Source organism: Paraburkholderia steynii (genome assembly GCF_900100565.1).
GTDB classification, from domain to species: Bacteria; Pseudomonadota; Gammaproteobacteria; order Burkholderiales; family Burkholderiaceae; genus Paraburkholderia; species Paraburkholderia terrae.
This window is the reverse complement of sequence record NZ_FNDI01000027.1, coordinates 19755-44586: the sequence shown is the minus strand read 5'-3', so window position 1 is coordinate 44586 and position 24832 is coordinate 19755. Positions and strand designations below refer to the sequence as shown.

26 protein-coding genes and 1 pseudogene are annotated in these 24832 nt (G+C 62.0%); 13 read left to right on the top strand and 14 right to left on the bottom strand.

What is annotated here, in order from left to right; translation table 11 throughout:
* Positions 1-51 precede the first annotated feature (51 nt).
* The gene (locus BLT65_RS35420) at positions 52-492 is read left to right on the top strand and encodes a response regulator (protein WP_244186862.1); all 441 of its coding nucleotides are present in this window, start codon (positions 52-54) and stop codon (positions 490-492) included.
* Here BLT65_RS35420 and BLT65_RS35415 read toward each other — a convergent pair.
* Complete coding sequence (locus BLT65_RS35415; protein WP_091787013.1) at positions 473-1606, bottom strand: sensor histidine kinase; 1134 nt, start codon at positions 1604-1606, stop codon at positions 473-475. The genes BLT65_RS35420 and BLT65_RS35415 overlap by 20 nt on opposite strands.
* Before the next feature lie 288 nt (positions 1607-1894).
* Positions 1895-3724 (bottom strand): hybrid sensor histidine kinase/response regulator, encoded by a 1830-nt coding sequence (locus tag BLT65_RS35410; RefSeq protein ID WP_091787010.1) that lies wholly within the window; start codon positions 3722-3724, stop codon positions 1895-1897.
* Positions 3725-4028: 304 nt separating this feature from the next.
* On the opposite strand from BLT65_RS35410, the gene BLT65_RS35405 reads away from it, so the two are divergent.
* The 6 genes from BLT65_RS35405 (at position 4029) to BLT65_RS35380 (ending at position 7345) form a co-directional block, all read left to right on the top strand.
* A complete protein-coding gene (locus tag BLT65_RS35405; protein WP_091787007.1) occupies positions 4029-4484 on the top strand; it encodes a DUF2934 domain-containing protein in 456 nt (151 codons plus the stop codon).
* 439 nt (positions 4485-4923) lie between these two features.
* Positions 4924-5127: a cold-shock protein gene (locus BLT65_RS35400; protein WP_007584087.1), complete on the top strand. Its 204-nt coding sequence runs from the start codon at positions 4924-4926 to the stop codon at positions 5125-5127.
* A gap of 190 nt (positions 5128-5317) precedes the next feature.
* Positions 5318-5548: a hypothetical protein gene (locus BLT65_RS48120; protein ID WP_081498846.1), complete on the top strand. Its 231-nt coding sequence runs from the start codon at positions 5318-5320 to the stop codon at positions 5546-5548.
* Positions 5549-5776: 228 nt separating this feature from the next.
* Entirely contained in the window at positions 5777-6463 is a 687-nt protein-coding gene (locus BLT65_RS35390) for a hypothetical protein (RefSeq protein WP_143036614.1), read from the top strand.
* Between the two features lie 47 nt (positions 6464-6510).
* Positions 6511-6747, top strand: a complete 237-nt coding sequence (locus tag BLT65_RS35385; RefSeq protein ID WP_091787004.1) for a hypothetical protein — start codon at positions 6511-6513, stop codon at positions 6745-6747.
* A gap of 262 nt (positions 6748-7009) precedes the next feature.
* Positions 7010-7345 carry an H-NS histone family protein gene (locus BLT65_RS35380; protein WP_007584085.1) on the top strand — a complete coding sequence of 112 codons (336 nt, stop codon included), beginning with the start codon at positions 7010-7012 and terminating at the stop codon, positions 7343-7345.
* Between the two features lie 355 nt (positions 7346-7700).
* Here BLT65_RS35380 and BLT65_RS35375 read toward each other — a convergent pair whose 3' ends face one another.
* On the bottom strand, positions 7701-8045 hold the full coding sequence (locus BLT65_RS35375) for a hypothetical protein (RefSeq protein WP_091787001.1): 345 nt from the start codon (positions 8043-8045) through the stop codon (positions 7701-7703).
* Positions 7991-8230 (bottom strand): zinc-ribbon domain-containing protein, encoded by a 240-nt coding sequence (locus tag BLT65_RS48825; RefSeq protein WP_091786998.1) that lies wholly within the window; start codon positions 8228-8230, stop codon positions 7991-7993. Before BLT65_RS48825 ends, BLT65_RS35375 begins: the two co-directional genes overlap by 55 nt.
* Before the next feature lie 262 nt (positions 8231-8492).
* Here BLT65_RS48825 and istA point away from each other — a divergent pair, with 262 nt between their 5' ends.
* Together istA and istB are read left to right on the top strand one after the other, a co-directional pair.
* Complete coding sequence (istA, locus tag BLT65_RS35365) at positions 8493-9992, top strand: IS21 family transposase (protein ID WP_091786995.1); 1500 nt, start codon at positions 8493-8495, stop codon at positions 9990-9992.
* A complete protein-coding gene (istB, locus tag BLT65_RS35360; protein WP_086908609.1) occupies positions 9989-10804 on the top strand; it encodes an IS21-like element helper ATPase IstB in 816 nt (271 codons plus the stop codon). Before istA ends, istB begins: the two co-directional genes overlap by 4 nt.
* Positions 10805-11131: 327 nt before the next feature.
* Here istB and BLT65_RS35355 read toward each other — a convergent pair whose 3' ends face one another.
* From BLT65_RS35355 to BLT65_RS35345, 3 genes and pseudogenes are all read right to left on the bottom strand, one after another.
* Positions 11132-12154, bottom strand: coding sequence for an IS110 family RNA-guided transposase (locus tag BLT65_RS35355; RefSeq protein WP_091786993.1), 1023 nt, complete (start codon positions 12152-12154; stop codon positions 11132-11134).
* 154 nt (positions 12155-12308) lie between these two features.
* Positions 12309-12548, bottom strand: a pseudogene (locus BLT65_RS35350) ((2Fe-2S)-binding protein); the annotation flags it as partial.
* A 57-nt stretch (positions 12549-12605) separates the two neighbouring features.
* Positions 12606-13445 carry an SDR family oxidoreductase gene (locus tag BLT65_RS35345; RefSeq protein ID WP_091786990.1) on the bottom strand — a complete coding sequence of 280 codons (840 nt, stop codon included), beginning with the start codon at positions 13443-13445 and terminating at the stop codon, positions 12606-12608.
* Between the two features lie 102 nt (positions 13446-13547).
* On the opposite strand from BLT65_RS35345, the gene BLT65_RS35340 reads away from it, so the two are divergent.
* The gene (locus BLT65_RS35340) at positions 13548-14489 is read left to right on the top strand and encodes a LysR family transcriptional regulator (RefSeq protein WP_091786987.1); all 942 of its coding nucleotides are present in this window, start codon (positions 13548-13550) and stop codon (positions 14487-14489) included.
* Positions 14490-15095: 606 nt separating this feature from the next.
* Here the strand turns inward: BLT65_RS35340 and BLT65_RS35335 are convergent.
* The 6 genes from BLT65_RS35335 to BLT65_RS35310 form a co-directional block, all read right to left on the bottom strand.
* Positions 15096-16091 carry an amidohydrolase family protein gene (locus BLT65_RS35335; protein WP_091786984.1) on the bottom strand — a complete coding sequence of 332 codons (996 nt, stop codon included), beginning with the start codon at positions 16089-16091 and terminating at the stop codon, positions 15096-15098.
* Complete coding sequence (locus tag BLT65_RS35330) at positions 16069-17016, bottom strand: YncE family protein (RefSeq protein ID WP_091786981.1); 948 nt, start codon at positions 17014-17016, stop codon at positions 16069-16071. The genes BLT65_RS35335 and BLT65_RS35330 overlap by 23 nt, the downstream gene beginning before the upstream one ends.
* A gap of 80 nt (positions 17017-17096) precedes the next feature.
* Entirely contained in the window at positions 17097-18389 is a 1293-nt protein-coding gene (locus BLT65_RS35325; protein ID WP_091786978.1) for an MFS transporter, read from the bottom strand.
* Positions 18390-18534: 145 nt separating this feature from the next.
* The gene (locus BLT65_RS35320) at positions 18535-19452 is read right to left on the bottom strand and encodes a dihydrodipicolinate synthase family protein (protein WP_091786975.1); all 918 of its coding nucleotides are present in this window, start codon (positions 19450-19452) and stop codon (positions 18535-18537) included.
* Positions 19453-19454: 2 nt separating this feature from the next.
* Positions 19455-20627 (bottom strand): L-rhamnonate dehydratase, encoded by a 1173-nt coding sequence (locus BLT65_RS35315; RefSeq protein ID WP_091786972.1) that lies wholly within the window; start codon positions 20625-20627, stop codon positions 19455-19457.
* A gap of 64 nt (positions 20628-20691) precedes the next feature.
* Positions 20692-21738 carry a 4-hydroxythreonine-4-phosphate dehydrogenase PdxA gene (locus BLT65_RS35310; RefSeq protein ID WP_091786969.1) on the bottom strand — a complete coding sequence of 349 codons (1047 nt, stop codon included), beginning with the start codon at positions 21736-21738 and terminating at the stop codon, positions 20692-20694.
* A gap of 172 nt (positions 21739-21910) precedes the next feature.
* Between BLT65_RS35310 and BLT65_RS35305 the strand changes: the two genes are divergently transcribed.
* Positions 21911-22864, top strand: a complete 954-nt coding sequence (locus tag BLT65_RS35305; protein WP_091786966.1) for a LysR family transcriptional regulator — start codon at positions 21911-21913, stop codon at positions 22862-22864.
* Positions 22865-23227: 363 nt separating this feature from the next.
* Here BLT65_RS35305 and BLT65_RS35300 read toward each other — a convergent pair whose 3' ends face one another.
* Entirely contained in the window at positions 23228-23611 is a 384-nt protein-coding gene (locus BLT65_RS35300) for a hypothetical protein (RefSeq protein ID WP_091786963.1), read from the bottom strand.
* 252 nt (positions 23612-23863) lie between these two features.
* On the opposite strand from BLT65_RS35300, the gene BLT65_RS35295 reads away from it, so the two are divergent.
* On the top strand, positions 23864-24304 hold the full coding sequence (locus BLT65_RS35295; RefSeq protein WP_091786961.1) for an Hsp20/alpha crystallin family protein: 441 nt from the start codon (positions 23864-23866) through the stop codon (positions 24302-24304).
* Between the two features lie 12 nt (positions 24305-24316).
* Entirely contained in the window at positions 24317-24724 is a 408-nt protein-coding gene (locus BLT65_RS35290; protein ID WP_091786958.1) for an Hsp20/alpha crystallin family protein, read from the top strand.
* Positions 24725-24832: the final 108 nt, after the last annotated feature.

Sequence of the window (24832 nt, the reverse complement as noted above, 5' to 3'; positions counted from 1 at the left end):
TGTCGGCTCGTCGAGGGCACGCGCCGTGCGGGAAGCGAGCGAACCGGAGTCGTGTCGTGCCGCTTTGAAAACTTTTTCATTCGGCACCCCGCGCAATGGACCGCGCGCCGCATCCCCGTCAACGGCGCCCGGCCGCGCGTGCTGGTCGTCGACGACAACCACAATGCGGCCCTCCCGCTGGCGGCTCACCTGTCGCTTGAGGTGATCGAGGCCTGTGCCGTGTTCGGCGGAATGGAGGCGATTGATATGGCGCGCGAGTGGGCGCCCCATGTCATCCTGATGGACATTTCGATGCCGCAATGCGATGGCTTCGAGGCGGCCCGCGCGCTGCGGCAGGATCCGCGTACCGTTGGCATTGCCAGCGTCGCGCACACCGCACTGGACGAAGCCGAGGTGCGCCGGCATCTGACCGGCCACGAATTCGACGGTTATGTGCAGAAAGGCCGGCCGCATGGCCAGCTGGTCGCGCTCATCACAACGCTCGTCGGGTAACCGCCTGCCGGGGCAGCCTCACTGTAAAGACAGTCTCCCGTTCGTCCGACCGCACATCAATCGTGCCACCGTGCGCTACAGCAATCTCGCGGGCGATATACAGTCCCAGCCCGAGATTAGCGCCGTTAGGGGCGGCGGCATCCGGGCCGCGCTGGAGTGGGTCGAATAGCCTTTGCAGCAGCGCTGGCGCAATGGCAGCACCGGAATTTCTCACCTCGAACCGGACTTCCGTCCCGTCGCCCGTCATCACCACCCGCACCGGCATGTCATGCGCGCCATACCTGATCGCATTCACGACCAGGTTGCCCAGCAGCTGCTGCAGGCGTGGACCGTCCCAGACACCGCGCAGGCTGAGCGGCGCCTCCAGCACGATCTGGCGGTCGGGATGAGCCGCACGCAGCTGGTCCGTCTCATCGGTAAAAACCATCGCAAGATCGACGTCGGCTGGCACGATGCTGATACCCAGACCCAGCTCGGTCCGGTTGAAATCGCACAGATCGTCGAGCAGCGCCTGCATCCGGGCACCCGTTCGGATCAGACGGTTTGCCGCCGCCGACACGCTTTCACCGGCGTTGATCCCGGTCAGATACGAAGCCGTCGCCTGGATGGTCTGCAGCGGGCTGCGCATGTCATGGCCGAGCATGCCGAGGAACAGGTTGCGTGCCCGCTCGACCTCCGCACTGAAAGAACGGATCGATTCGGCAATCGCCTGGTCGATCGCTTCATCGAAACGGATGATGTCACCCACATGGGGGCCTTCAGGCAGGCAATCGTCCATCCACAACTCAAGCACGCTGGCGCGCAGCGCGCGGTACTCGGCGGCCAGCTGGTTGATGTCGAAACCGCCTTGCGCGCGCAGAGTGGCGTGCGTGTGTGCCGCTGTGTGCGGCGCATCGGCCAGCTGCGGGCCACGCCCCCATGCTTTGTGCGATTGCGCTTCGCGGGTCTGCGAGGTCGACAGATCGGCCACGATGGCTTCAAGCAGCGGCTGGGCATGGTCACGCAGAGCCAGCGAATCAAGGCGCGCCGCCGCGGGCAGCAATGTCACGGCGAACGCCTCCCATTGCGCCAGGATGCGCTCCATATCGCACAGGATGAAATCAGCGAGTCGCATGTCATTCCTTCAAAAAGCAACATACCCTTAGGGCTTCCCGGTTGCGACTAGTCCTCCGTATCTGCACCGGGTTTTTGGATGGTGTAACGACCAGCTGGAACCGCTATCGAAGACTTATCCGCCCCGAAGGTGATTCTATCAATGCAGGCTACCCTCACCATCCCCGCGTAGCCAACGCGTCGTTTTCCAGAACAGCACATCAGCGAGGTGGTTTTCTCCCTTCATCGGACGCGGTAACCCGGCCGGCAACAGCACGGGCAATCAAGGAACCCGCAACGCAGCCGCGGCTTACGTCGCCATGCCCAGCGCCCGGACCAGATCGGCCAGCCGGTACGGTTTGTGGATAAACGTAAAGTCGCTGAGATTGCCGTGCTGCGCCCTCAGGGCGGGAAGGGGATATCCCGAAGCCAGCACGATCCTGATGTCAGGATGAAGGCCGCGCGTCGAACGCGCGAGCTGGATGCCATCAATTCCGTCCGGCATCACCACATCAGTGAACAGGACGCGGATGTCGTCGCGCTGACTCAACACATTCATCGCCTCGGACCCGTTGCTGGCAGTCAGCACCTCGTAACCGAGGCTGCGGAAAAGCTCAGCCGTCGCGTCCAGCAGATCCGGCTCGTCCTCGACGAGCAGCACCGTATCCAGCGCCCGGCCAGCTAACGTGTCAGCGTCGCCTGATGCGTCCTTCGCTACCGGCAGGTACATGCTGACGACCGTGCCCCGGCCGGGTTCGCTATCGATCCGCACGTCGCCGCCAGACTGCGCAATGAAACCGTACACCTGGCTCAGGCCAAGGCCGCTGCCCTTGCCCACATCCCGGGTGGTAAAGAATGGCTCGAAAGCACGCGCCACAACCTCGGGCGGCATTCCCGAGCCGGTGTCCGCGACGGACACCCGGACATACGGGCCCGCCGCGAGCGCCCCCACCATCCCATCGCCGAGTTCGACGTTCTCCACGCCGATGACAATTTTTCCGCCCTCGGGCATGGCGTCGCGTGCATTGACGACCAGGCTAAGCAGCACCGCCTCAAACCGCGCAGCATCGAGCAGGACAGGCCGGGGGTGGGGTTCCTGCCTGACCTCAAGTCCGATCGCGCCATCGGTGGCCCGCCGGAGCACCGCCTCAAAGCCGCGGATCGCCGCGTTCACGTTACATTTTTCGGCCTTGAGCGGCTGCTGGCGTGCGAATGACAGTAGCTGCTGTATCAGCGTCGCACCACGGGCGACCGCGCGCTGCATCGTTTCCAGCATCCTGATATCGGCGTGCTCGTGCAACCGTAGCGACAGCACATCGAGGCCGTTCGACATCACCGCCAGCAGGTTGTTGAAGTCGTGGGCGACCCCGCCGGTCAGCTGACCCAGCGATTCCATCTTCTGTGCCTGGAACAGCGCGGCACTGGCGCGCTCCAGCGCCTCCGCTGCCTGCTTGCGTTCGGTCACGTCGCGTGTCACCTTCGCAAACCCGACGAGCCTGCCTGCTTCATCGTGGATGGCATCGACCACCACATGCGCCCAGAAGCGGCTGCCGTCCTTGCGTACCCGCCAGCCTTCCCGCTCGCACCGGCCATCCGTGCGGGCTATGGCCAGCGTCTGGGCAGGCAGACCGCCGGCGCGGTCTTCTTCCGTATAGAAACAGGAGAAATGTTTCCCGAGAATTTCATCACGCGAATATCCCTTGATACGCTCGGCGCCGGCATTCCAGTTGGTCACCTCGCCGGTCGGCGAAAGCATGTAGATGGCGTAGTCGATAACCCCCTGCACCAGCAGGCTGAAGCGCTGCTCGCTTTCACGCAGCGCTTCCTGGGCCGCCTTTCGCTCGGTGATGTCGCGAGTTATCTTGGCGAACCCGACGAGCTTGCCGGAATCGTCGCGCAGCGGATCGATGACCACGCTCGCCCAGAACTGGCTGCCGTCCTTTCGTACCCGCCAGCCTTCGTCCTCGAATTTCCCTTCGTCAAGGGCGGTTCGCAGCGCAAGGGCCGGGCGACCGGCAATCTGTTCACTTTCCGGGTAAAAAACGGAGAAGTGCTGGCCGATGATTTCGCTGGCCGCATACCCCTTGAAACGTTGCGCGCCGGCATTCCACGTTTTGATGAAACCTTCCGGATCGAGCATGAAAATTGCGTAGTCCCTGACGCCTGCCACGAGGAGCTGGAAGGACTGTTCGCCGGATAGTTCTCCGGGGGTCTGTGTACTAGTCATGATGTTTGCGTGGCAGCGTGTCTCGGCGGTTTGTCAAGGCGAGCTCGAAAGGCCCGTAGTGCGGTCTGCATTTCAGCAAGAGCCGCGCCCGCGCATTCGCGTGCTACGCGGATCGTGGCGCAGGTATTGGCCTGTGCCAGGCTGGACAGGCCCGGTGGTCAAGTATGGGGTCGGGCCACCACCCCTACATCAAACGGACAAACAGAGGAAGACAGTCATGACTGAGCGACTGGTTGACGTAATAGACCGTAGCGGCACTGTGCTGCACACGTACCCGATTACGCTGGGCGGGTCGGGCAATGCCCCCGACGACTCGGAATACCGAGCCAAGGCGCTGGAAGCGGCAGCGCATGGCCGGCTTGTGCTGGACGCTGAACTGGGCACCCTGACGGCCAGGATGCACACGAGTCGGGGCGGACAGATGGCTCCCTACGGCGATGACCTTGAGAAAAATTCGGAAACGAAACTAGGTTTGGACCAGGCTGTTCGGGAACGCGCCTACCTGCTCTGGGAGAAAGACGGACGCCCTGATGGGCGTGCGGAAGAGTACTGGCATCGCGCTCTCGACCAGCATCTTCGGGAGCGGGCCTACGTTCTGTGGCAGCAGGAAGGAAGTCCCGAAGGGCGACAGGATGAATATTGGCGCCGGCTTGTGGATTTCCAGGCTCAGTGATTCGTGCCGGCCCGGGAATGTCCAGGGCGTACGGAACGGACGACCGGGTGAGCGTGTGAGCTTCCGGTAGTTCCTGGCGGGGCCCCGGCAACGGGGCCGGCCTCAGGATGGAAACGCAGCCGCGAACGCTCCCACAGACGCCAGCAAGCTTCATGCTGAAACGACCGCCGGTCGAATTTGCAACGTGCTTCCGCTCAGCAGCCTATCGCGGCCTGACACGTATCTGCGCCGACGGACCGTCGGTTGAGAGAGGAACCCGTTACGAAAGCCGTTGACAGACCTGCTGCGGCACTATATTGTGAACTCCGAAATATTCAAGAAGCTCGATTGCTGATCACCATTTTCCGCCTCATCTGCGCGGTACTCGCTGTCCTCTCTTCTTCCTTGAAGTTTTTGTCGCTCCGCACCGGAGCTGTTATTTTTATTTCAGGGAATTCTCATGGATACCGGTACTGTCAAGTGGTTCAACGATAGCAAAGGCTTTGGCTTTATTACTCCTGACGCGGGCGGCGACGATCTGTTCGCTCACTTCTCGGAAATTCGGGGCGACGGTTTCAAGACGCTCGCAGAAAACCAGAAGGTCAGCTACGAGACAAAGCGCGGCCCGAAGGGTATGCAGGCCGCGAATATCTCGCCGCAGTAACGTCTTTCAAGGGCCGGTCTGCCGGCCCTTTGCCTGTCAGCCTGACTAGCATCTCGTGGAGCCACGCGCTCCCGATCTGATCGCCGCGTTTCGACGTGCGCATCATTTGTCTTTTCGACACGATCCGTCTCGCCCCATTTTCAGTTATTTCGCCTGTACGGCATTGATGTCGTGCGGTAGGTTATCGCTTATGCAAAATAATAAACATATTCACCAGTACAACGGTTATTCAGTCTCCCCATCCGCTCACCGGTTACCTGACGGCTGGTTTGCTGCAAATCTGCTGCTCACAAGGAGTGACGCCCGGCGTGCTGAGCCGGTCTCCTACAAGTTTGATGCGCTCGACTATTTCGATAGCGAAGCACAGGCTGTGGGGCACGCTACAGCATGGGCGCGCGGCTGGGTCGACAGTCGCGGTTAAGTCGGCATGGCCGGCAGCGCACAAGCGGCCATGCGTGGCGCCACTGCGCTCCCCGGTTTGAGGAAAATCTGTCTCACCGTGATGCGCGTAGCCATTTCGCCGGCCTTCGACCGGCAGAGTCTCATGGCCCTCCAGGCTGCCGCGTTCCGGTTAGGTATCGGTGTCGCCGGGACCAGGTGCCCGCATCAATCAGCTTGTCGTGAAACGTCGTACTGAAGAGCCGCGAAGATGTCGGGCTCGCGCCTCGTCTCCCTCGAACGCCGCTCAAACGATCGCAGCTTCGATCGCCTGATCTCCGCAGGGCTATTCCCGTCAATCGCATCACAACAAGGAGCAGAGATGGTGTTACTGGTCATGCAGGTCGCAGTGAGTGGGGAACTGGTGGAGGTCTTCGAGATGCCGGTTGATGATGTCGACGGACACCGGATGCTCGCTTGCGCAAACGAGGATGAGCGGGTGATTCATCGCGCCGGCCAGACCCTCGAAGATGGCGAGGTCTGGATCGATCTGATCGACCGGGATGGCGAGACGCTGTTTGATCAGGTGGCATGTTTCCACCGGGCGGATGCCGCCGACGCGCTGCAGATTCATTTCGGCATGAATGCCGAGGTCGTCAAAGACTGTCTTTCAAGGTCGAATGTTGCCTCGCTGTATGCGAGGCATCGCGTCGCGGCTCAAGCATACTTCCGCAAGGTTGATCGCCTTGTCGACTGCTCGGTCGTGAGTTCCAGACAAAGCAATCGCCGGCGGGTGGGTGACGCCAGCGTCATGGATCTCGTGATCGAGCTTCGCAGGCGGCTGGACGGAGTCGACACCCTGCTCGCGCTGAGCGAGTTGCCGACGCGCGTGCAGGCCGCGGCCGGGCAACTGAAGGAAGCTGCGAAGTCCTACGCGACTGCTGTCCAGCATCTGTAAAGCGTTATCCAGGGCGGCAGTTGGGAATGTAAAGGAGGCTGGGCGTCATGCAAAGAACATTGAGCTATCGCGGGTTCGAGATTTACATTGAGCTGCGGCCCGCTTCCAAAGACATGTTCGAGCCGTGGTTCCGCATTGACGGGTCGACCCAGGATCCGGGAGCGGCTGCTTTTGGCACACTGATCAAGGTTCGCGGAGGCCCGTATTCACGCCGTTGGGCTTACCTCGTTGCGGAAATAGCAGGGCAGGCGCCGGTCGACCTCATCCTCGGTCCTGAAGAGTAACTCGACAGGCGGTACTTGCCTGTAGACAGGCGCGATGATATTTGACCGTATGCAAAGCGGCGCGTCACAAGTACCCGCCCTTTCCCTGTTCCTGCCGCGCCGGCCGGCACCAAGGGTAGCCCTGACGGGGTCCTCTCTCAAGGCCTGCGCTGACGGTTTTCCTGTCTCGCGTGATTTTCACGTCGCCCACTTTTCACACTGCACCTCGCCCGCCTCTGATGGATGAGAGAAGCGCTGGCAAAATGCTTTACAGGAATGCCTTATGGACGAACGGAAGCGGGACAGCATGATTGCATATCTCCGCCACCGCATGGATGACTTCGACATCAGCCCGGATGACCTCGCTTCCTTCCTGGCGACTGAGCCTGCGGGATCGGACACAGGTCGCTACCGTAGCGCGGGTGGTGATACGTGGAGCGGCGAAGGTGAGATGCCTCAATGGCTTAAACAGGCCATTAGCGCGGGACAATCCGTCGGGCACTTTGAACTTCCGTGCGGGACGCTCGCACAGCCTGCACAGCCGGCGAAGCAGACCCGTGCGGACTGGAAAAACGACCCCTTCGCCGGAAGCCCGCTCGCGCGGTCGAGCCACGGCTAAGGCAATAGTCTGCGCCCTTCTGGTTCGGACTTTATTTACATATGTCGCTGCCAGCGTCCACAACACGACACGGCTCTCTTTTTGCGCGCTCAACGAACGGCGGCAGCTCGTCGCCGGCTCCGCCGGCGCGGCCCGCATCGCCTCGTACAGTGCTCGCTATGGCCTTGCCGGGCTGAGCGACAACCACCCTGCAGGTGGGATGGGCATGGGGCCGGTGAAATTGCGGGCGGTAAGCATTGCTGTGCCTATGACCGGCGCCCGAGGGTCCAGACACGACGGGCAGTGACGACGAAGCGCCGGCGGATCTGCCGACGCGTTTAGGCATTGCCCGATCGCCGTTCAGCAGCTCCTCGAGCTACGACCGGAGCCATTGCGCCGTCGTCATGGCGGCCGACGTGAGTTTGCGCACCCATGCCGGTTTGCCGGCGTGCGACCGGCTCGGGCTGAACACGAAGCCGTTACGCTTCATCAGATCGCGCACGGCCTTTTCCGGCTTGGCGTAGAACACAAACGCCGCGCGGTTGTCCTCCACGTCCCCGCAGTACATGTAGCCTTGGCCCTGCTCTTCGCAGTCGCTACGCTCGGCGATTTTCTCGAGCGCCGCGATGCGGTCGCGTATGCGCCGGATATTGGCGCTGCTGTTGGTCAGCTCGTAAGATGCGAAGCCGGCGTGGCGTCGATAATCCGGCCGGAACGGCATCTCTCTACGGCGTCGACCGTGAAGCCAAGCGCACCAGGGCGCTGCCACCGCCCATCACCCAGATCCCGGAAGGCACTCATTTCCCCTGTTTCGGCAATGAACCCCAGAAAGGTGCCGCAACCTTCGCAGTGGTTACTCTCGAAGAGGACGGGACGGTGACAGCTACTGCACTGAAAGGTCTTCATCGGCCGGGAGACAGCGGCTCAAGCTCGCTCTGGGCAAGCGACTCAGGCTCGCATATCACCTTGAAGCCTGTCAGCTTCGCTGGCCCGAAAGCGTTGCTCAACGTGGGTGGCGACAATGACTACGTCCGGTGTAGCGACATTCATCTTGGCCGGTAGTGAGGAGTCGGAGGCGGCGTAGCCGCCGGAGACGACGAACTGCCGGCGGCGCCGGATCGGCGAGGCTTAGGATGGCTGACTGAACCTAAAAAGAGGCGGTCAGCCCATGTCTGGAAGCCGCATCACCGACCAGCAGGTCCGCCTCTACATGAACCATCGCAAACACCATCCGCAGAAGCTCGCTGCGGCGAAGTCAGGCATGAGCGAGCGCACGGCGCGGCGTGTCGAACACCAAGCCGGACTGCCGTCACAGCAGCCCCGGCGCTACTGGCGCTCGCGCCCAGATCCGTTCGCCGATGTCTGGGACAGCGAAGTGGTCCCATTGCTACGCGCTGCGCCAAAGCTGAAGGCGATCACCCTGCTGCGCAAATTGCAGGAGGACCATCCCGAGCGCTTTCCGGACAGCATGCGGCGCACGTTTGAGCGGCATGTCAGCCAGTGGCGCGCGCTCGAAGGGCCGAACCAGGAAGTGTTCTTCCCTCAAACGTATCAACCGGGCGCACGAGGCCTGTCGGACTTCACGCATATGGACAAGTTGTGCGTATCGATTGGTGGCATCGCGTTCAACCACCTGCTGTATCACTTCGTGCTGGCGTTCTCGCGCTGGGAATACGCCAGCGTGGTCGATGATGGTGAGAGCTTCCAGGCGCTCGCGACGGGACTGCAGAACGCGCTTTGGCAGGCCGGCGGCTGCCCACGCGAACACCGCTCCGACAGTCTGTCGGCAGCATTCAGAAACCTGCAGGAAGAGGAAGACTTCACGGTTCGCTATGCAGCGCTGCTCGAGCATTACGGGATGCAAGGCACACGCAACAACCGTGGCATGGGTCATGAGAATGGCAGCGTCGAATCCTCGCATCGCTATCTGAAGGATCAGGTCGATCAGGCTCTGGAGTTGCGCGGTCACCGCGACTTCGCAGACCGCGCCGCGTACGACGAGTTCGTGCGCGGGGTGGTAATGCGCCGCAACCGGCGTAATGCTGCGGCGTTCCAGATCGAGCGTGAACACCTGCTGGATCTGCCTGCGCACCGTACCACCGACTTCGTTGAGGAAGAGGCGCGCGTGACCCGCTGCGGAACGTTCACCGTACGTTGTGTCCTGTACAGCGCGCCGTCGCGGCTGATCGGCCATCGCCTGAAGGTGCGCCTCTACAGTGACCGGCTCGATTGCTATCTGTCCGGCGCGCTCGTGCACAGCACGACGAGGGTCACGCACACGAGCAGGCGGCGCGGTCGCGGTATCGACTACCGGCACTTCATCGACGCGCTCAAACGCAAGCCACAGGCCTTCAGGGGTCTCGCGTTCCGTGACGATCTGTTTCCGCGTGAAACCTATCGCCGCACCTGGGAACGACTGGATCAGGCACTGACGCCGCGTAGCGCCTGCAAGACCATGGTGGGCTTGCTTGAGCTCGCCGGGCACCACGGCGTCGAGGCGCAACTGGCCGAGCGGCTCGATGCATTGCTCGAACTCGGTGAACTGCCCGATCTGAAGGTATTGTTCGATGAGTTCGCGCCGCGCCAGGCCGAGTGTCCGGTGGTTGTCGTCGAGATGCCGTCCGCCGCGCTTTACGACACGTTGCTCGATGAGGAGGTGCTCGCATGAACGCCGCCTACGATGCCGGCCGTATCGCACTTATGCTCAACGAACTGCGCCTGCCAACGATCGGCCGGTTGTGGCCGGACTTCGCTGAACGCTCGGACAAGGAGAGCTGGCAGGCGTCCCGGTTACTGGGCGCATTGCTCGAACACGAACTCGCCGAGCGCGTCAAACGAAGAATCGAGCGACATCGTGCCGAGTCACATCTGGATCCGACCAAGACGCTCGCCACCTTCGACTTCGGGGTTGTGCCGATGGTCTCGAAGGCGCATGTGATGGCGCTGGCCACCGGCGATTCGTGGCTTGAGAAAGGCGCCACGATTCTCCTGTTCGGGCCGCCTGGAGGCGGGAAAAGTCATCTTGGAAGCGCAATCGGACATGCCCTGATCGATGCCGGCTATCGTGTGTTGTTCACCCGGACCGGCGAAATCGTGCAGAAGCTCCAGGTCGCACGCCAGAGTCTGCAACTGCCTTCGGCGCTCGCCAAACTCGACCGGTTCGACCTGATCATCCTGGACGATCTGTCGTATGTGAGGAAGGACCAGGCCGAAACCAGCGTGCTGTTCGAGCTGATCGCCGAAAGATACGAGCGCAAAAGTCTTCTGATAACCGCCAACCAGCCATTCTCCGGCTGGAATGACGTCTTCCCGGACCCCGGCATGACGGTGGCCGCCATCGACAGGCTCGTCCATCACTCGACGATCTTCGAGCTGAATGTCGAAAGCTATCGGCGCCGCACAGCCAGCGACAAACAGAAAGAGCGTCGCCGGCAATTACCCACTGACAACCCGAACGGAGCGACAACCATGAACCCCTGACCCAGCGACAATCACCTCGGCCGACCGGCCAAGATGTTTGTCGGTAAACCGGACGTCCTGCTTGACGCTTATATGAACGCCGCCCGGCTTGCAAGGTAGTAACGCTGCGACGTTCGACAGGGATTTGGTTGCAGGCTTATATCCGGCATGTGCAGGCCGAGCCTGCGTGCCCTGATGGAATTCGCCAAGAACGACCTCTGCTATCTAGCGCGCTCGAAGCGCTCAGCGTCAATCAGGTTTGCGTTCTTGCGGACCAACCTGTCTCGCCATCACATCATTACCAACCTTCGCAACCTTTCTGCATGGCTCGCGCGATGCGCAAGTTTTTCAGGCTGTCTTTTGTAGTGCGTAGTCTTTTTGATAAGTGCGGTTGTTCGCCAGCAGCGACCACGCTGTCCGCGCCATCTTGCTTGCCAGTGCGACTGCAACCACGTTCGCAGGTCGACGTCGCGACAGTTGCTCGCACCAGGCCTCCTTGCTCCTGCTTTTGAAGAGGACCGCACGTGCACCGTGGATCAGCAGCATCCGAATATAGCTGTCGCCGCGCTTGCTTATGCCGCCCAATCTCACCTTTCCGCCGGTACCGCTTTGCCTGGGCACCAGGCCGAGGTATGCGGCAAGTTCTCGTCCCGATTTGAACGCGGCGGGATCGCCGATCGTCGCGACCAGGGCTGTCGCCGTCAATGGCCCAATACCCGGGATCGCCGAAAGCCGTCGACATGCTGCCTCCTGTCGCTGCCAGGCAACGATCTGTCGCTCGAGCTTGCGGATATCGGCTTCGATGCGCTCAATGAACTGAAGCTGGTCGCGCAGCGCACAGAACAATATGCCCGGAACGATCTGCTCAATTTCACCCAGTCGCTCGCGGACCTCGGCCAAGCCCGCGAGACGTCCCGCTCTCAGCGTTACGCCAAATTCATACAGCAAGCCGCGCAACTGGTTGACCTGCATGGTACGTGACTTGACCAGCAGTGACCGCATGCGATGCAATCCGAGCATGGCCTGCTGATCTGCGGTCTTCGGTGCTACGGACCGCATGCCGGGTTGCTGCGCTGCCGTCCAGATTGCACGAGCATCTGTTGCGTCGGTCTTATTATTCTGGACGAACGGGCGAATGAACCGTGCATGCAGCAATACGACTTGATGACCTAGCGCCGCAATCTTGCGCGCCCACCAGTGCGCACTCCCGCAGGCTTCCAAGGCCACCCGACTGGCCGCTCGCTGGCCAAGGAATTCTATAAGTTGTTGCTTCGTGAATCGCCGGTTCACCACCTCTCCGGTTTCCGCTTCGATCCAATACATCTGGAACGTGCGCTTTGCAATATCGAGCCCGAACGTCGTAGCATTCATGATGGTCCCTCCGTTCCCTCAAGTGGTCGCGACAACTTCCACTTTGGCACATTGATGCCGTTGCGTTCTGGAGGGACCCAGTACCTCCAAAGGCACTTCAGTGTTCAGAGCCGAAACGACCGCGACGGGAGGGTGGCGTTCATACCATCTATCCACTGCCGTCGGTGGCGGCTTCGATGGTGGTGATCTGCCTGCCCTGGGCCGCCGATATCGGCGTAACGCAGGAGCGGATGGCCTGCCCGTCCAGATGCACGGTGCAGGCGCCGCACAGCGCGGCGCCGCATCCGAACTTCGTGCCCGTCATGCCCAGCGTGTCGCGCAAGGCCCAGAGAATGGGGGTGTCCGGAGCGACGTCGACCGTGTGCTCACGGCCGTTGACGTGGAGCGTGCTCATGATGGGTCAGTCCTTCGCAGGTTAGGTGTGTCGTGGCAAGGGCAACTCGCCTCGCGATCAGAAGCTGCCGTCCGTCGACTTCGAAAGCGCCTCGAAGGCGTGGACCGCTTTCAATCGAGCCTCCACAGCCGGCCCGACCGCCGCCAGTGCATCGCTTCCGGCCACGAACACTCTGGGCGGAGTCTCCATGCCCACAAGCTTTACCAGGATCTGGCCTAGCTTGTCCGGATCGCCCGGTTGCTTGCCTGCATAGGGAGACCACATCGCCTCGGCGCTGACCTCGGCGGCTGCGTAATCGTCGACACGCTTGTCCGGCCATTTGGCGTTGGCTGCGGCCAGCAAGTCCGTGCGGAAGAATCCCGGCTCGACCACCGTGATCTCGATGCCGAACTTTCCGACCTCTTCAGCCACAGAAAGCGAAAGCCCCTCCACGGCGAACTTGCTCGCGCTGTAGGCGCCGCAGTGCATCAGGCCGACAGCGCCTGCCACGGAACTGACGTTGATGATGTGCCCGGAGCGCTGCTTGCGCATGATCGGCAGCGCTGCCCGCATCACGTTGCTCACGCCCCAGAAGTTCGTCGCGAACAGGTGTTGGATGTCTTGCGTTCCCAGTTCCTCGTAGTTGCCTAAGAGGCTGTAGCCGGCACTGTTCACGACTACATCGATACGCCCGAACTTTTTTTGCACCTCGTCGACCACGGCCGTTGCCTGGGCCTCGTCGGAGACGTCCAGCCGGAGAATCTCCAGGTTCTCGCCGGCCAGGTCGCGCAAAGCATTGCCCACCTTGTCCGGGTTCCTGCCTGTGGCAACGACCCGATCACCTGCCTTCAGTGCGGCCCTGGCTGTACCGGCGCCGATGCCGCTGCCAGCACCCGTGATAAACCACACTTTGCTCATGCTCAAACTCCCAGTCCTGGTCAATGCCTGTCACTCTAGGCAGATTGACTGAGAAGAAAAACACCCTGGTGCTGAACACGCTTTGAAGATATTCTTCAAAGTATGAGACTCAACCAGCTTGATGGACTGCTCGCATTCTGGAAGGTCGCAGAGTACCGCGGGTTCTCTGCCGCCGCGGCAGCGCTCGAGGTCTCGCCTTCTGCGCTCAGTCAGGCGATCCGCCACCTGGAAGCCCGGCTCGGCGTCAGGCTTCTCAACCGGAACACGCGTAGCGTCAGCCTCACTGAAGCCGGACAGGCATACCTGTCCCGGATTGGGCCGGCGTTGAGCGACGTACTGGAAGCTGGGGAGCAACTTCATGAGCTTCAGGGCCGGCCATCGGGCGTGCTGCGCATCAACGCAGCGCGAATCTCGACCGCCATGGTCCTCCAGCCGCTGCTGGCCGGGTTCCTGAAAGCCTATCCGGACATCCAGGTGGAGCTCACGAATGACGAGGGCTACGTGGACATCGTCGAAAGAGGGTTCGACGCGGGCATTCGAATGGGAGAGAGTGTGCAGAAGGACATGATCGCCGTGCCTCTCGGTGGCCCGGTTGCCGTATCCATTGTTGGCTCTCCCGACTACTTCAAGCAGCATCCTGTGCCACGGCACCCCTCCGATCTGATACATCACAACTGCGTGCGATTCAGGTTTTCAGGCAGTGGGGCCATTCACAAGTGGGAACTCGAGGTCGAAGGCCGTATCGTCGAGTACGAGATCAGCGGCAATCTCACGATCAGCGACTCATTGTTCTCGATTGAAGCTGCGCTGGATGGGATTGCACTGGCGTACACGTTCGAGCCGCTCGCGCTTCCTCACATCCGGGCCAGGAAGCTGAAACGCGTCTTGAGCAGCTTCTCACCGACTTTTCCCGGGTTCTACCTGTACTACCCGAGCAGACGGCAGCAGCCTGCCAAGCTAAAGGCGCTGGTGAACTACGTGCTGGCGCATTCCAGCTCCGGGACGATTGGAATGTCAGCGACCGTGCCCGCGACAGACCTGTAGTAGTACGCCCATTTTTTCGGTGACCTAAAGTCTGGGTCGGACCGATAAATTCCGCACGAAGGTTAGCATCGCGCAACCATTAGACAGTGGCAACAACGAAACAACCTGCCGACTGTACCGACGGCCATTCGAATCAGGATGCAAAATTCGAATGGCCGGTTTGCCCCAATCAACGGTCAACCGTTACACAAACGTGATCGGCCGCTTGTGGCCGATGCCGCCCTTCCCTCGCGTGCGCGGCCGCGCTACCAGGATGTTTGCCGTGAGAAGGCGCGAGTTATAGCCGCAAGCTGGATGTTCCCCGCGCCGGCCCCTTCACCGGCCGGTCCGAAGTACCTTGACGAATACGCGCCAGATGCGGTCGTCGGCGTATGCAGGACCGCGAAGCCGAGTGCTGTTTGCCTCCCTATCGTTTGGTCGTCGATGTCGTGTCGAACGGTTGCCGACTTCAATTACGTCATTTCGTGTGAGTAGGAGTGGGACAATCACCATTGCTCCATAACAATGCCGGCTGGAGCGTGCCGCCACGCATCCACGCGAATGGTTGCATCAACTGTGTGCCTTGCGCGACCGCGTCGACAATAGACACCTCTCCAGCAATCCAGGTCATTGTCCTGTTCGGTAATCGTGCAAGCTGGTGCCGGAATCGATCCGGTAAATGCGGATAGCGTTGTCGTACCAGACAGCGTGTTGCTCAGCCGCACTCCATTTACGGCTCGCGAGCGCCGCCGCGAACGTCCGCACGAGCGCCGGAAAGGTGACACGCAGCCCGGCCACCGGGAAGTTGCTCGCGAACATGCAGCGCCCGGCACCGAAAATCGCGAGCGCATCACCAATGATCCTCTGGTTCTCGTCCTCGTTCCACACGGCATCTCGCAGCCCGAACTCGGATAGCTTCACCGAGACGTGCGGTAGTGCCGCGAGCGCCTCCATTCCCCTCCGCCAGGTTGCGAGGCCCGCCTCGGAGCGATCCCACGGCAGGCCCGCGTGCTCCAGCACGACATCGACCGACGGTGCATCGGCGAGGCGTTGCGCTGCGTCGCCGAGATGCCAGAACGGTAAGCGGAGATCCCAGCCTAGGCCCTGCGCGGCGAGCCGCTCGAGTGCGCCTGGCCAGCGCGGGTCAGCGAGCGTGCCGGGTCCGTCGAGGGCACCACCCGGCACCGACGATGTACGCGGCTTAAAGCGTACGCCACGCACCAGTGGGTAAGCCGCCTGTTCGGAGAGCCGCTCTTCCACATCGTCTGCCAACAGGTCGACCCACGCGACGACAGCCGAGGGCAGCGGCGCACGCGCCGCAGTCTCATGCAACCAGCGCGTCTCGGCCAGCGCATCTTCGCGCGCGCACTCCGCCTCGACATGTACGCTCGCGACAACGGCCGCGCCTCCGGTAGCACGACGGTAAGCGTCAACGTCGAAATCGCGGCACAACGAAGCGTAGTCGCCGAGCATGAAATGCTCAGGGTCGTACGCATTCTGGAGCCACGGATAGCGCAGCGCGCCGCCGAGACGCCACAGATGATGATGCGCGTCGATGATCGCGTCGGGTGGCGCGATCGCATGATCTGCACCGCTCGGATCAGCGCGCACCGGGGACCACATGAGATGCATCTGGTTCGCGCAGTGTCGCAAACTCGTTGACGAAGCGCCACGCGCGCAGATCGAGTTCGCGCACGTGGTCATCCTGAAAGGACACGTACGCGGCGGGCCGCACCGGATGGAATGACAGCGCAGTCGGATTCGCTGGCAGCGCGATCCGCTCGATTTCCTCGAGCCGTGTCGCGTCGAACACCGAGATCGATTGTTCGCCGGAGTTCGTCAGCAACAGCAGATCGCGGCCGTCGGGTGCGCTCGTCCGGTAGATCCGGTTCGGGTCGCTACGTGTCTTCACCCGCCGCCCGCAGGTCATCGTCCCAGTGTCGACTGCGACAAGGGTGTCGTCGCCGCGGTTCGCGATATATAAAGTCTTCTCGTCGCTCGACAGCGCGTTGCCTTCGGGGCGTGGCCCAGGCATCACCGCGCGCGGCGCGACAGTCGCGTCGCGCGGATGGAATTGTGTGACCGTGTTCGACAGAAGATGCACGCCGTAAGCGCGGCTCGCGTCACGCGTCAAGGTGACGAGATGCGTTTTCACGCCACCCGACGGCACCGCCATGTTCGGCACGTCCTGCTCGCGCGGTCGATCGAATACGAGCAGCATGTCGTTCGCCTCGCTCATCGCATACAGGCGGCCCGTGGCATCGCTCGCCATCCCGTGAGGACGATAGTACGGCCAGATGTCGAGCATCCGTGTCAGTCTTCGTTCATGCAGGTCGATCTCGGCCACGCGGTGGTCGCCGTCCTGTCCGCGCGTCCAGGCTGTCTCGATCCCGAAAATGCCGACATATGCGTAGCGCCCGTCCGCATCGACCGTGAACTCATGCGGAAAATTTGGCAAAACGATGTGCTTGAGCGCCGTTTTCGTTTCGAGGTCGTAGAAGCTGAAGGTGTGCGCGCATTTCTGCACGAGTAGCAGGATATCGTTCATCGTCCCAATCTCCATGTTGCCGATCTTGCCAGTGGCGCGCCGCTGGCGCAGTTGTCTGTCCGGGTTCGTCGACGCGCGCGTCAGTCTTCGCAGCGCTTCGGAAGCATTAGCGCGAGCAGGCCCGCGACCGCGAGCACGGCAGCGAGACAATAGACGCCCGCGGCCGAGCTGACATGCTGGGTCAGTACGCCGACCGCGTAAGGGCCGCAGAAGCCACCGAGATTGCCCAGTGCGTTGATGAGCCCGCGTGCGCTACCCGCCGCCTCAACGCTGCAGAGCTTTGGCGGAATCGCCCAGAATACGCCGGCCGCCGCCTGCAGGAAGAAGCCGCACCCAATCAGGAACGCAAAGGACAACGTCATCGTCGCGTGGCTCAGCACCGACAACGCAAGGCAGGCGGCGAAACCGACGAGCGGCAGCAGCACGAAGAGACGCCGTTTGCCGGTTCGATCCGAAAGGTACGACGTCACGAACATGCCGATGACCATCGCGACGTACGGAATCATCGCAAGCAGGCCGACCTTGCCCATACCCGTATGAGTCAGGTCTTTCAGCAGCGTCGGCAGCCACATCGTATAGCCATAAATTCCCGCCTGATAGCAAAGATTGATTGCGATCAGGAGCCAGATCGTCGGGTTGCGTAACAGCGCGCCCAGTGACGTGACGGACGGCGTGCCCGCCGCCTGTTTGCGCTCATTCTCGTTGCGCAGTGTGTCGAGAATGTACGCCTTCTCGCGCGGCGATACCCAGCGCGCGGTCTCAGGACCATCGTCGGCAAACGCGAGCCAGACGCCGAGAAAAAGAATGGACAGCAGCGCCGTACTGAAGAACAGGTGGCGCCAGTCGTACGCGGCGAGCACGAAACCGGACAGAGGCGCGGTGATCATACCGGCGAGCGGCACGAACATGATCACCATCGCGTTTGCCCGGCCGCGTTCGCGATCCGGGAACCACTGACTTACCATCGTCAGCACGACGGGCAGCATCCCGCCCTCGGCAACGCCGAGCAGAAAGCGCAGCGCGAGTAGCTCCCAGGTCTGCGTGACGAGCCCCGTGAGCGCGGACAGAACCGCCCAACTGACGAGCGACCACGCAATGAATTTCTTGCCGCTGCCGAGCGCCGCCCGCCGGCCGCCCGGAATCTGCAGGAACAGATAACCGAAGAAGAAAATGCCACCCGCGAGCCCCGCCATTGACGCGTTCATCCCAAGGTCGGCGTTCATGCCGCCCGGCATCGCGAACGCGATGTTGACGCGATCCATGTACGAGATGATGCAGGCGAGCAGCAGCGGTGGGATCACCCGTCCCCACCGGCGACGGGGAATGGCGTCGTCAGCTTCGTACGCCGGAGTCGCCGTGTTGAGCATGGTCATAGTGTCTCCAATATCGTTATCAGCTATGTCGGTCTATTCGCCGACAGCCATGTGGCCGGTGCCGGCCGTTGCGACACCCCATGTACCGCGCTCACCGTGTGGCACGCTACGGGTCCAGGGGCGCCAATGCGCTGCGGTCGACGTATCAGCGTCCCCAGCGCAGCACGAGCGGATCGAGCCGTCGCGCTGTCTCGAGAAGGCCCGCGTGGACCTGCGGGTGTAACCCAGGCCAAGGCGCGCGCGGCCTGTCACACGCAATCACGCCGCCTGCCTTGAGCAACGCCTTCGATGTCAGGAAGCCCGATTGCCGGTTCTCGTAGTTGATAAGAGGCAACCAGCGCTCGTACTGCTCGATCGCCTCCTCGCGGCGGCCCGCGAAGTGCGCGTCGGTAATCCGGCGAATGCCGTCCGGATAACCGCCGCCCGTCATGGCACCCTTCGCCCCCGCGTCGAGATCGGCGAGTAGCGTGATGCCCTCCTCGCCGTCCCACGGGCCCTCGATCGCATCGCCGCCCAGCGCAATCAGCTCGCGCAGTTTCGACGCAGCGCCCGACGTCTCGATCTTGAAGTACGACACCGCGTCGATCTCCCGGGCGAGCTTCACGAGGAACGGCACGGACAGCGTCGTTCCGCTCGCCGGCGCGTCCTGGATCATCAGCGGTATCCGCAGGCCCGCCGCCACCTCGGCGAAGAACACATGGATCTGCGCTTCCGATACTCGAAACGTCGCGCCGTGGTGAGGCGGCATCACCATGACCATCGCAGCACCGAGTGCCTGCGCCTGACGATTTCGTTCGGCGCAGATCCGCGCGCTGAAATGCGAGGTCGTGACGATCACGGGCACGCGCCCGGCGACATGCTCGAGGGTCAGTCGCGTGAGCGTCTCGCGTTCGTCGTCGCCGAGCGCGAACTGTTCCGAATAATTCGCGTGGATGCAGATGCCTTGTGAGCCGGCGTCGATCATGAAGTCGAGACAGCGGCGCTGGCCGTCGAGATCGAGCGCACCGTCCTCGGTGAAGATCGTTGGCGCGACGGGAAACACTCCCTGATAACGGGCCGCCATGACTACTCCACGATGTCGAACTGGTCGAGGAACTCGGTCTTCAACTTGAGGCCGAGGCCCGGCACGTCGTCGCGCAGTTGCAGAAAGCCGTTCTCTGCGACGGGTTCGCCGTCGAAGATGTAATAGAACAGCTCGTTGCCGACCTCGACGTCGAACATTGGAAAATATTCGCTCATCGGGGACGCCAACGTGCTCATGGTCAGGTGGTAGTTATGCATCTGCCCCGCGTGCGGGATGACAGGCACGCTGTAGGCCTCGCACAGCGCATTGATCTTATGCGCCATCGTGATTCCCCCGACCCGGTTCGTGTCGTACTGGACGACCGATACGGCCTTGCGATCGAGCAACTGCTTGAAGCCGTATAGCGAGAACTCGTGTTCACCGCCCGAGATCGGGATGCTAGTCAGACGGTTCAGTTCTGCGTAACCGTCAATGTCGTCGGCGATCACCGGCTCTTCGAGCCAGCGCGGCTGAAACCTCTCGAGCTTCGGCAGGATCCGCTTCGCGTATTCGACGTTCCAGCCCATGTAGCACTCGAGCATCAGATCGTTGTCGTAGCCGATCACCTCGCGCACGGCCTCCACCGATTTCAGGTTCTCGACGACACCCTGCTGGCCATGCGCAGGGCCGTAGCCGAAGCGCATCTTGAACGCGCGAAAGCCCTGATCGAGAAACTTCTGCGCCTCGGCCTGCATCGCCTTCAGGTCTGTCCGGTACAGCTTCGAGTAGTAGCAGGGAATCCGTTCTTTGGTACGCCCGCCAAGCAGCTTGAACACTGGCTTGCCGACGCTCTTGCCGAGCACGTCCCAGATCGCGATGTCGACGGCCGAGATCGCGGCCATCCCGATGCCCTTGCGCCCCCACGCGTGCGTTGCGCGGTACATTCGCTGGCTCAGGTATTCGTAGTCCCACGGATCCTGGCCGATCACGAGCGGCGCAAGATACTCGTCGATGATGAGCTTCGCCACCTGCGGCGCGAGCGCGACGTTTCCAAGCCCGACGATACCGTCGTCGGTCTCCACTTCGACGACCGTCCACGAATGGAAGCGGAACGTGCTCATCGTCTCTTGCGGTGCATACAGCATGTCCATCGCATTCGAGCAGAAATTGCCCTGCGGCGGCACAGTCTTGCCTTTCCATTGAAACAGGCGTGCGCGGACGGATTTGATCTTCATTACGGTGTCTCCTCTACTTCGATCGGATTCGAAATTAGCGTAATCGACGTAACCGGCACGGTCGTCACACGGAAACGGTCCGCCGGCGGTGTGCTGCGCCCATCCGACAGGCGATCTGCAGCGCCTGCCAGGTCGCGCCAACGTCGGCGACGCCGCGGCCCGCGATGTCGTACGCGGTGCCATGCGCGGGCGTCGTGATCGGCACGGGCAGCCCCCCCTGCACGGTCACGCCGCGCGAGAACCCGAGCAACTTGATCGCGATTTGCCCCTGGTCGTGGTACATCGTGACAATCGCCTGGTAATCGCCTGCCTGCGCCTTCAGGAAAATCGTGTCAGCCGGGAACGGGCCATGAAACGGCTCGGCCGTCGGCCAGTCGCGCGCCTGCAACGCGCGCACCGCGGGCCCGATGATGTCGACTTCTTCGCGGCCGCAACTGCCGCCATCGCCTCCGTGGGGATTGAATGCGGCGATCGCGACCTTCGGCAGCGCCACGCCGTTCGCGAGCAGCGACCGGTAGATCAACTCTGCCGCCTGCCCGATCCTCTCGACACTGAGGTAGCTCGCCGCGTCCTTCAGCGGAATGTGCGACGAGATACGCGCGGTCCACAGTTCGCCGAGCGTGTTGAATTCGCAGAAGTAGCCGGTCACGCCGAGATACTCGGCGAAGTGATGCAGTTCGTCCTCGTGACGCAGCCCCCCGAGCTTCATCGCATGCTTGTTCAGCGGCGCAAAGCAGATCGCGTCGATGTCGCCTGCGAGGGCTGCGTCCATGCACCGGTTCAGCACGCTCAATACCGAGCGTCCACCTTCGGCGCCGACCTGAGCGACCTTGACCTGCGCTGCGTCGATCGTGTCGATTTCGACGAATGCCGGACGCGCGGTTGTTTCCCGGTGACGCACTTCAGCGAGCGACGTGACCGCGTCCACGTCGACGTTGACACCAGCGATGCGCTGCCCAGCTTCCCAGAGCCAGCGATCGCCGATCAGCACGAGGTTGGCGCGCGCGCTCACGTTCGGCTGGGCGAGCAGCTTCGCGATCAGTTCGGGGCCGATGCCGGCCGGATCGCCGAGCGTCAGCGCGACGACGGGCAGGTTCGCGCCGACGGTCATGCCGTTTCTCCCATGTACGCGATACGCTGCGCTGCCGTTGCGATGTTCTGCATGTGCGTCTCCTGTAGGGGCCGGAAGCCGGCCGTTCGTCATATGGGGTTCATACTAGGTAGACGGATTGAGTCGGTAAATTGAAAACTCTTGATGAATTGATAACCAGGGGTGATCAGAAATGGGCTCGATCGACAGGCGCGACTCGACTTCGCAATTGCTGAACCGGCTGCGAATGCGCCAGATCGCGCTGCTGCTTGCGGTCGACGAGTGCTCGACGCTGCGTGCTGCCTCCGACCGGATTGGCCTGACGCAGCCGGCGGCGACCAAAATGCTGGCTGAATTAGAGAGCGCGCTTGGTCAGCCGCTGTTCGACCGCGTGGGCCGTGGGCTCGTGATCAATCCGGCCGGCGCCCGGGTGCTCGGCTATTTCCGTGGCATTCGCGGGAGCGTCGAGGCATTGAACCGCGAACTTGCCGAGTTGCAGCTCGGCAGCGCCGGGCGGCTTGCAATCGGCAGCATCATGGCGGCATCGCCAGGACGGCTCACCGAGGCGCTCGTGCAACTGAAAGAGCGCTACCCGCTTCTTGCGATCGATATCGCGGTCGACACAAGCGACCGACTGATGCCGCAACTGCACGAGGGCGTGCTCGAAGTCGTGATCGGCCGCGATGTCGGGAACGACTGCACCTTCCGCGCGGTCGACGACGAGGCACTCGCGGTCGTCGCCGGCCGCAATCATCCGCTTGCGGGCGTCGGGCCCGTCAGCTTCGACTCGTTGCTCGACTACATGTGGATTTTGCAGCCGGCGGGAAGCCCGGCGCGCGAAGTCGTCGAGCGTGAGTTTCGGATGCACCACCAGCCGATGCCGCGTGGACTGATTGAAACCGGCTCGATTCTGACGACAATGAATCTCGTCGACCGCTCGCCGATGCTCGGCGTGATTCCACAGACAGTGGCCCTGCGCAACGCAACACACGGGATCGTCTCGATCATCGATTACGTATTCGCGCAAAAGCTGCCGTCGTACGGCAGCGTCGTGCGGCGCGACCGGCCGCTCAGCATTCCGGCGAGGCAATTCCTCGCACTGTTTCATCAGGACGACAGCGAGTACGCGGATACCTTAGTGGGATAACCGGCGACTATGATTGGGCCAATATTTCAACTAGCCGAGCTCGCTGGCGCGGGTATCTGTCGTCATGGTCGGGATGCGCGGCGGGATTACGGTCATGCACCGCGTAGGTAGCCTCGGCGTATCCCCTGCGCGCTGGTGCTTGAAGCGCACTTGCAAAGGCGCAGCACTGACGTGCAAGTCTCGCAAATGACTGGAGCCAGGCCGTTCGGCTCTCTGATCCGAGAACCACGGAGAGTCAATGTCCAGAAGTTATGAACGCCGGGATAACGGACGAAGCCGCAAAAAGGAGGGAGGAGCCTTGCGGCAGCGCAGAATGGCGCCGCCGGGGACGCCGCTATAAGAGCGCTCGCGAATAGCGCTCTATCACTGTATCGGGGCCACGGCGCCCAGCTTCTCCGCCAGCATCCGCTCGTACACGCCGAAGTGCAGGTCGACCTCTTCCTGCGTGACGGCGTGGACAAAGATGTTGACCTGCTCCGGCAACAAGCCCATCACCGTGGCAATAGCGCTTTCGAGCTGCGCCGCGCAAATCTGGTCTTCCGCCAAGGTTGTTCCGACGGTGATGTCGTACGCCTTCTCGTGCCGATACACGATTTCGACAATGCGCGCCCGCGCACTCATATTGTTGTCGACGGCGAGTCGCGTCACTTCCGCGACCTGCAGCATCAGTTCGGTCGGAAAGCCTTTGGTGGAGCGCAGCTTGATGCGGTGCCTGCCAAGCGTTCTCCAGTCCGTATCGAATTCCACGGTCGTCTCCCAGTGAACATTGGTGCGCGGACTGTATGGGCGCCAGCGTCGATTTTCAAGGCCAAAAAATCTGCTGCGCCGCCTCTTGAAATTTACTGCAGACGTCCTATCTTAAGCATCGCTCAGGCAGTCGTTCGCGGACACCCAGTTCGCGGGCGCTGCGTGTTTCAACCTTGATTGTCCGCGGCACGGGACAACCGGACTGAAGCGCGTATGCCGGTTTGTCTCCTCGCCGCAGAGGAGAAAGCGACCATGAGTGACCTTCACTTTGGGACCGACCTCTTCAGCGAACTGGACCGGCTGCAACGCCAGATGTCCAGCCTGTTCGGCGGCTTCCCGTCCAGCCTTCGTTCAAGCCAGTTCGGCACATTTCCTCATATCAACGTCGGCACGACCGACGACACGATAGAAATCGTCGCGTTTGCGCCCGGCGTCGAGCCCGCGAAGCTTGATATCTCCATCGATAAAGGTCTGCTCTCGATTGCCGGCGAGCGGACGACCCGCGAAGCACAGTTACCTGAGGGCACGCGGCAGTACGCGCAGGAGCGCTTCAATGGTTCGTTCCGGCGGGTCATCGAACTGCCCCAGCAGGCCGACCCCGACAAGGTGCAGGCGCGCTATGTCGACGGGTGCCTGCTGATTTCTGTGGGCAAACGCGAAACGTCCAGACCCCGTGCAATTACCGTTCAGTGACGAGGTGACATCATGAGCGACAACACGCAAATCGCCCAACGCGACCCGGACGCGGTGACGCGCGCGGAATCGGGTGACACACGTCGTCGCGCCGCGCTGACGCCGGCGGTCGATATCTTCGAAGACGCTCACGCCGTCACGCTGCTGGCCGACCTGCCTGGCGTATCGAAAGAGAAGCTGGACATCAACGTCCACGATGGCAGTCTGACCATCGAGGCAGAATCCATGGTGCCCGTGCCGCCGAACCTCGTGCTCTCACATGCGGAAGTGCGGGCGCCCTACTTCTCGCGCCGCTTCACCGTCAGCGAAGACTTCGATACCTCGCGGATTGAGGCGTCCCTGAAGGATGGCGTCCTGAAGCTGACGATACCGCGTCGCGACGAGGCGAAGCCACGACGCATTGAGGTGCGTACAGGCTGACGCCAGCTACCCGATGCATACGGTTGAACGGCGGAGAGGTATCCGCCGTTCCGCGGTCGACTGCGTCGTCGACGAACTTTCGAAGGCATGCACAAGGGGAACAAGGCA